The sequence below is a fragment of the Moorena sp. SIO4E2 genome (assembly GCF_010671945.1).
GTDB classification, from domain to species: domain Bacteria; phylum Cyanobacteriota; class Cyanobacteriia; order Cyanobacteriales; family Coleofasciculaceae; genus Moorena; species Moorena producens.
The window spans coordinates 1-7,708 of record NZ_JAAHIE010000364.1; the positions used below are offsets into that span (position 1 = coordinate 1).

The 7,708-nt window shown below is 41.5% G+C and carries 5 protein-coding genes; 1 reads left to right on the top strand and 4 read right to left on the bottom strand.

Annotation, left to right across the window (positions count from 1 at the left end; all coding sequences use genetic code 11):
- Window positions 1-71: 71 nt before the first annotated feature.
- Together F6K37_RS27300 and F6K37_RS27305 are read right to left on the bottom strand one after the other, a co-directional pair.
- On the bottom strand, window positions 72-296 hold the full coding sequence (locus F6K37_RS27300; RefSeq protein ID WP_287253526.1) for a hypothetical protein: 225 nt from the start codon (window positions 294-296) through the stop codon (window positions 72-74).
- Window positions 297-636: 340 nt separating this feature from the next.
- Complete coding sequence (locus F6K37_RS27305; RefSeq protein ID WP_287253529.1) at window positions 637-1,188, bottom strand: Uma2 family endonuclease; 552 nt, start codon at window positions 1,186-1,188, stop codon at window positions 637-639.
- 167 nt (window positions 1,189-1,355) lie between these two features.
- Between F6K37_RS27305 and F6K37_RS27310 the strand changes: the two genes are divergently transcribed.
- On the top strand, window positions 1,356-1,499 hold the full coding sequence (locus F6K37_RS27310) for a hypothetical protein (protein ID WP_287253531.1): 144 nt from the start codon (window positions 1,356-1,358) through the stop codon (window positions 1,497-1,499).
- Window positions 1,500-1,506: 7 nt separating this feature from the next.
- On the opposite strand, the gene F6K37_RS27315 is transcribed toward F6K37_RS27310, so the two are convergent.
- Window positions 1,507-3,828 carry a hypothetical protein gene (locus F6K37_RS27315; RefSeq protein WP_287253534.1) on the bottom strand — a complete coding sequence of 774 codons (2,322 nt, stop codon included), beginning with the start codon at window positions 3,826-3,828 and terminating at the stop codon, window positions 1,507-1,509.
- 14 nt (window positions 3,829-3,842) lie between these two features.
- Entirely contained in the window at window positions 3,843-7,682 is a 3,840-nt protein-coding gene (locus F6K37_RS27320) for a baseplate J/gp47 family protein (protein ID WP_502887781.1), read from the bottom strand.
- Between the last annotated feature and the right edge of the window lie 26 nt (window positions 7,683-7,708).

Here is a 7,708-nt window from a genome sequence, read left to right on the forward strand (position 1 = left end):
GATGGTAAGGTTTTCAGTCATGGTGATTGGGGAAAGATAGTTTATGCTTGTTTACTTCTACAAGATTTCTCTTAATTCTCAATTCCTTCCGTTTCTAAAACCTCCACGTTTTCGGTTTCAGATGCAGGACCATTGTTTTTAGTTAACTCTTCTTCTAATACCTGAATTCCTCCTTGGATGCGGAGTAAGGTTTCACGGACATTTGCTTGTTTGGCTTCTAAATCTGCGAGTACTTTTTGTCCTGATTCAAATTCTGCTTTGAGTTGGGTTAGGCGTTTTTGTAGTTGTTGTTTCATGTTTATTGTTGACGAGGATGGGTTACAATACAGCAGTTGTCAATTGGGTGAAGTACAAATTATTGGGTTTTAGGGAGTAGGGAGTAGGGAGTAGGGAGTAGGGAGTAGGGAAGTCGGAAGTGTAAAAAAATTCTGTGTACCTCGTTACTATTAAAACCGCTATAGTATATTATATAGCGTTTATCATAGCTATGAGGTACAGTCTTCTTTGAGGTTGATTCCCTATCTTGATGCAGCGCATCCCTCTTCCCTATTCCCTCTTCTGTCTTCCCTGTTCCCTGTTCTCTGTTCCCTACAATCCCTAAATTGTATACCTCCTAGCTATGATAATTGCTATATCTCAGATAGTTTTTGATATTAACTTTTCTACTGTCACTTGAATATCAGGAAAGGCAACAAGGGAGAGACTTCCTTGGCTATAGGTTTGTTTGATTTGATAACTATCCCCTGATGGTTGCTGAAACACGATCAGTTGTTGAGCTTTCAAATCTACAACCCAGTATTCTAAAATGCCAGCCTGAGCATAGGCGATTCGCTTCTGTTCTAAGTCTTTTTCTAAGGTAGTGTCAGATATTTCTATCAATAAGTAAATTTCCTCGGCAGAAGGGTGACGATGGTCATACAAGGAAACTGGCAATTTAACAACAGCAATATCTGGTTCGGGTTCAGAATCAGGAATGGTAACTGGATGTGCTTCGTAGATTTTGGCGCAACCTCGGAGCTTTTCCCGTAAATAGTCTGCCATAGAATCGTTGATTTTCCGATGCAATGGTCCCTCTGGTGACATTTCAATAATTTTTTCCTCTAGTAATTCCACATGGCGGTCACTGAGGATACCTGCTGCAATCATGTGATGATAGTCTTCAATTGACCATTTAGCTAAGGTAATCATTGCTCTACTCTAATTAAAGATGGCTCTTTTGGAATTTGTAGATGGTGCGTTACGCTACCGCTAACGCACCCTACTGGCGTGGCACACCTTAAATGTTGCTTTAGAAAAATACCATAATCTACTTTTAACAAGGGTTTAGCGGAAAAAACTATTGCACTATTTTAGCTGTGCCACGCCACTACAATATCGGCGATCGCACTACAATATCGGCGATCGCACTTTCTAGACATTGTATGCATTTATGTCTTTATTTTAATCCTCGGAGAGTGACACAAGAGGGATTAGAGCGGGTTTGGTTGTCAAATGACTAATGATTTCCTAAACACCTATTATTGGTAAGTAAAATGCCATGACCACAAGTGTTCGTCCGCCACCGAAGCCATCTAGCCATGATGGGTGGCTATTCCAGCTTGCAACATTGTTACCATATTTCTTCCACTGAAGCTTAACAGTATGCGAACCTGTCTGAAGCGGCAAGACGAGATTGCCATTCAAATTCACATTAGAATCACCAGAAGCCAAAGGTTGAAAGTGCGAACCAGATTGGCCTAAGCCCTGATCATCCACGACTAGCCTTGTTCCGAGGAAATCAGTTCCTGGATTCCCAGTTGGTTGGACATTAATTGAATAGGTACAAAAAATCATTGCAGTTCTATCTAGGGTGAAAGTAACTGATGTCTCGAGAACATCTTCCCACCCCTCCGTGGATGTGACATAAGTATCAGTCAATGGTTGGGCTGCCCATATTCCAGCCAAAACCCCGCCACCTTTAATTTGTCCTGACACATCCAATTTTGCCTCTGGACTATCAGTCCCAATCCCCACATTGCCATCTTGGGTGAGTAACATACGGGTTTTCCACTCTTGATCGCCATCGTTCTGAATTGCCAAATTGTAGTCGCCAGTCGCAAATCCCCAGCGGGCTGTGGGGATATCATTGACTACTAAATGACGTCCTGCGTTTGGGGGACCAACGACAAGCTGATGATCGGGACTATCCGTCCCAATCCCGACATTGCCATCTTTGATGACCATCTGTACTGTTCCGCCACCTGGGTTCAGTGGATTGCCATCATGAGTACCACCTTTATACCAAGCAAAGTTCATGGCTGTGCGGAAATATTGGGTACCATCCTGTATCCCGATGCCGTAATTTTGATGCCACAAGTTAATCATCTGTCTGGTTGATGCACCAAAGCTGAGATTTCCCTCCGGGGTCAGAGATAGTCCAAGATTACCTTTCTGTACAAACCGCACATTTTTGTGTTGATCAAATAAAATATCGAAAAATTGATCCTCACTTTCTTCGCGCTCGTCCCATAAACGAAACGCACTCACATCATTAGTTTTCTGATGAATCTCTAGGGCTGCCTGTGGATTTGTTGTCCCAATCCCCACATTACCACTTCCAGGCATTAAGGCAATATGATCGCCAGTATCATTAGATGTTCCAATCTCCAGTGTGGTGTTTTCTCCCTCCCGAGCATAATACCTGATCCAGGCAGCATCTCCAGAACCACCAAATGCATTTTCAGGGAACACAATACCGTTATTTTCAGTATTACCAGCACTTGGTTTTATCGCTCCACTTACCGTTAGCTTTTGTGCTGAAAAATCCTGACTATCAGAACCAGCAAGAGGTGCTTTAGTATCTACATAGGTTTTAATTGCTTTTTCCGTTGGTATGGTGAGGTCGCTATTACCTTGGAGGGTACCATCACTAGATATGTTATTGACTGCTACTCCGTTCTGTAGCTTGAGATTGCCCTTGACTTCTAGTTTTGCCCCTGGATTATCAGTCCCAATCCCCACATTGCCATCTTTGGTGAGTAACATACGGGTTTTCCACTCTTGATCGCCATCGTTCTGAATTGCCAAATTGTAGTCGCCAGTCGCAAATCCCCAGCGGGCTGTGGGGATATCATTGACTACTAAATGACGTCCTCCGTTTGGGGGACCAACGACAAGCTGATGATCGGGACTATCCGTCCCAATCCCGACATTGCCATCTGTGATGACCATCTGTACTGTTCCGCCAGTACCAGGGTTCAGTTCATTGTTATCATGAGTACCACCTTTATACCAAGCAAAGTTCTTGTCAGTGCGGAAATATTGGGTACCAGCCTGTATCCCGATGCCGTAATTTTGACGCCACAAGTTAATCATCTGTCTGGTTGATGCACCAAAGCTGAGACTTCTTGAGACAGATAATTGATTTGTGGTTGTAGTCCCATCTACCAGTAGGTTTTTATCCCCTGGATCTGAATCACCACCAACATGCAAACCGCCATTTATAGATAGTTTTGCCCCTGGATTTGTCGTCCCAATCCCCACATTACCACTACCACTGTCAATAAAAAGCCTACTATCTCCAGAGGAATTAGATATATTTAAACCTTGCTTATCTCCTGATTTTTGACTAATACTCCAAGTCTTTGCCTCACCCGCATAAAAATCCAACAGTTTTTCATCCGTACCCTGCGCCATAATCTTCAGGGGAGTATCTGCCCCAAAGGGCTTTTCTATGGCATCATCTTTAATATTGAGAGTGGATTCAATAAAATCTGCGAAATCCTGTTGAGAAGGCTTTGCCCCTGTCTTGAATAATCCTTGCAGTTCGCTTCTATTCTTTTGAGCCATGATCAATACTCCTGTTAACTAACAATAAAATCAATACCAATAATCATGTAACCAATGCCCTCGAAATCTTCCTGATCATAGTTGTCTGTGCCAATTAGGTCGATAATATGTTGACGAGCAGAAACCAAAATCGAATCGGGGTGTTGCACTTGGGCGAGATTAAACTGATTAAGCCGATAATAAGTATCTGACTTGCCGCCAGATCCTGCTTTGATGCCGACTTGCTCGATTAATTTGAGATAGCCAACATAATCTACATAGGGTCTTTTCTCAATAAAATGGACGATTGAGGAACTATGGATTGAACTCCCAAAGGTAATATCTGCTTGTTCTTCATAGGCCCACGGGGACAAAAAACGTTTAATATCTTCATTGAGTTGATTGAGATAGTACCCTTGGTCATATCCAGGGCGAAAACGGATAGCCACTCTGTATTTAATGCGTTCGTAGCGAGGATTTTTAACCACGATTTGCACAAATGGTGAGGTATAGTTTTGCAGGTATGCCTGGATTTCCTTGAGTAAATACAAAGGTGCTTTGGGTTCGAGGGGAAAGAAAGGCGCTGTATTGGCAATATCGGGAACAACTACTACTGTTACCTTGGCATCACCAGGATTGTGGTTGCCAGCAGCAGAGGTGATACATTTCACCTTATAGATTTGGGGGAACTTTTCCAGTACCAGGCGTTCGTAATCCCAGGCAGTTATAGCCCTCTGTTTATGGCGCAGTCTTTCACTCACCCCCATGGTGAAAGCGCGATTGTCTTCTTTTGGTTTACCGCCAAAGGAACTATAGGGCTGTTGTACTGTGTTGATGGCGGGTTCTCGTGTTACAAATCCTTGAATAGAATTAGCTGCTAAGGGTTTACTTAAATGGTCGGCTGCATTCCCCTGGTTAACAAAGGTCGCCCTGACTGCTTGGGTTTTGATGTCCAGAGTATCAGGAATAGCATCAGCGTTTTCCTTGACGGTGGCTCGTAGCCAATGTAAACCACTGGGTAACAAGTTATGCTGACTGGTGGCTCCCTCAGGGATACTCAAGCGGATAATCCCTGCATCCACTAACCCATTGGTACTATCGGAAAGCATCTCTGTATCTTGAAATTCTCGCCAAGAATTACCACTCAAGTAACTCCAGTGAATCTGTGGTGGAGTTAGTTCCCCATTACCACTGCCCGGTATCATTTGGAAGAGGATGGAAATGTTTTGGGGTGGTTGCAGATTGCGGATACCGATGTATAAACTGCCTTCTTCTTGATAGTTCGGTAGGAGATAATATTGGTTGTCTTGATTGAGAGTTTGGATATCCGCATAGCCAAAGGGATGAAGTTGGAATATTTTACTAGGTTCCTGCTCGCTTTGGGAGGCTTGCAAGTCAATCTCTACTGAGGCGGTATAGTCGAGGGAGATGGCTTTCACTTGCGGGGTGTAAGGGGGATAAACTGTCAGAGATTTGATAGCATCATCCGTTGACAAAGCCACCTTGTATAGGACTATCTGATATAAATCATGGGCAAAATCTGGACTTTCTAGTTCTAGTTTGAAATACCGATTTTGCTCAAAAGTATCGTCTGTTTCTGTTTCTAAGCTAGAAGTATCGAGAGAATAGCCTGGAATATTAAAGTTTTGATAATTGAGGTTAATTGAATTATTTAAAGTATTGTTATTTTCGGTAAAGATGGATTTGGGACCTTCAATATCCACCCAGCTTCTGTTATTGAGAAGTTTCAAACTGGCTTGAAAGCTGTTATTAGTAATTGCCTCCGGAATTACCTCGGTGCTATTGTATGCCTGATAATGGGTGGCAAAGTCTTGAGGAAGTCCCATCCAATCGATATTGATGGCAAGACTATCTAATTTTTTGGTGCTAATTTCTCGATTAGCGAAGTAAAACCCCGAACCTGCTTTAGGATTATTGCTAAAGGGTTGAAAAGGACTTTTGGTATTGAGTACTGAGTTATCATTTCGCAGTTTGATATCTTTAATATTCTCAGCCTTAACTTGTATTTTGACTTTTTCTAAGCGCACCGATTTAAATTCCTCGTAATAGATAAGTCTTGACTGGGAATTTTCTGCTGCTGATATTTCTTTCAACAGAATTTTTACAATCGGATAGGAAGTTGCGATGAAAAAAGTTGACTCATCTGGTTTTGGTGGCAAGATAGCTGGTAGGGTAGAATCGAGTTTTAACTGAAACTGTAAACTGTTAAGGTAAATAGCAGAAGAACGATAGAGGTTAATCTTGTCAGTACTAACAGCCTCTTGAGGGAAATTCCCAATTTGCTTTATATAAGCTTCCTTCTTGCTATCGCTGACTAATCCTGTAATCTTGAATATCTTACCGTCATCCCAGACAAGAAGCTGCCCCACATCGGAAAAGGTATATTCAGAACCTTCACGAAAAGAAACACTTGTAAAGTTACCATTTTCCGAAGAAGTCGAACTCAGAGATAGTTCTGTAGCGGGATAGGATTTAAGAGGTTCTTCTACAATAAAATCTCCAATTTTCGATCCAAAGGATTGAAGTTGTATCCATTGGGTTTCACTACTCAAGTAAATTTCAAAAGGTTCATTTTCACTGCTTAGTATTTCTTGGAAAGCATCCCGATTCAAAGTGTTTCCTTGAGAAGCGAAGGTGAGGGTAATAGTACGTGTACCTTCTTGCAACAAAAATACGGGAGAAGTAATGGTAAAACCGATGAAGTTTTGCGAGGTTTGACTAATCTCGCCAAAAGTATGAAAAGGTTGTGATATAGTGGCTTGACCCTTTTCTGCATCAACTAGAGAAGTTGCATGAATATTTTTAATTTCGCTTCTACCAATAGGAGGATAAGTAAAGTTCCTTTTCTTAGTTTGGGCTTTCTCAACGAGGCGATAGACTTCTTCCCAATCTGGATTTTCTGTAGTAGCTAGGATTTCCATAATCTTCCGGAAATCTGCCACACTCAGATACAGTTCTTCTTTGATATATCTAATAACTGGCTGTTGGTCAAGAAGCTCTTGGTCAAGATGATCAAATATCTCTTGGAGGGTTGTATAACCATTAGGCATTTTCGGCAAAGGATCGCCAGGATTAGGTGACCCAAGAGCCAATTCCATCATGCTCTTGAAAGCCAATTGTTCTCGCTCTTCTTGTTCTCGTTTTTCTTTTAAGGCATTACGCCTCCCCATGGTAATTTTTTTTCTGTAAGCTTTTTCTAGTATTTTATAAACTTCGTTCCATTCTAATTCTGTAGGTTCTTGGACGTCTGCATCTCCCTTCTTTATTTGCCGATCATGTATCTCAAAGCAATATTTGAAATTTTCTACAGTGGCAAAAAAAAGTTTATTTTTAATATAATCCTCTTGTTCCTGAGGAATTTGTTCAATCTCAATATCGTTGATTTGTTGATAAATACGTTCTTTAAGATAATCAATATCAACAGCGTCACCATTAAAATCAGGAAGTTGGTCTCCTTGGTTGGGGCTACCAACCGCCCAGCGCAGCATGTTTTCAAAGCTTTGATCGCTCTTGTTATCTTGCTGATGAATATTTTCTAAACTGATGTAATCTTTTTCCAGAAATAAGGTTTTGATGCTGGCTACTTGAGCTTGATTAACAACTATGTTTTCATCGGTGGCATAGTTAATATTAACCCCTTGACTATCTTGTCCAGCACTGAGCAAAGTACCCTTGTTAATAAGATGGGCTTCTTCTCCTTGCCCCAGCTCAAAAATTACATTAACTTTGTCTGGAACTTCCTCTTTTGTCCTTAACTGCAGTACCTCTTTATAATAAAAATCGAGATATCTTTGGGTCAGTGCCTTGAACTGTTGCTGAGGATAGCGTAATAATTGTAAAAACGTGAACAACAAAACTAGATGAGGTTGGGCTAATTGCC

Excerpts from the sequence above, each read along its gene's own strand:
- F6K37_RS27300 (WP_287253526.1), bottom strand. The coding sequence starts at position 296 with ATGAAACAACAACTACAAAAACGCCTAACCCAACTCAAAGCAGAATTT.
- F6K37_RS27305 (WP_287253529.1), bottom strand. The coding sequence starts at position 1,188 with ATGATTACCTTAGCTAAATGGTCAATTGAAGACTATCATCACATGATT.
- F6K37_RS27315 (WP_287253534.1), bottom strand. The coding sequence starts at position 3,828 with ATGGCTCAAAAGAATAGAAGCGAACTGCAAGGATTATTCAAGACAGGG.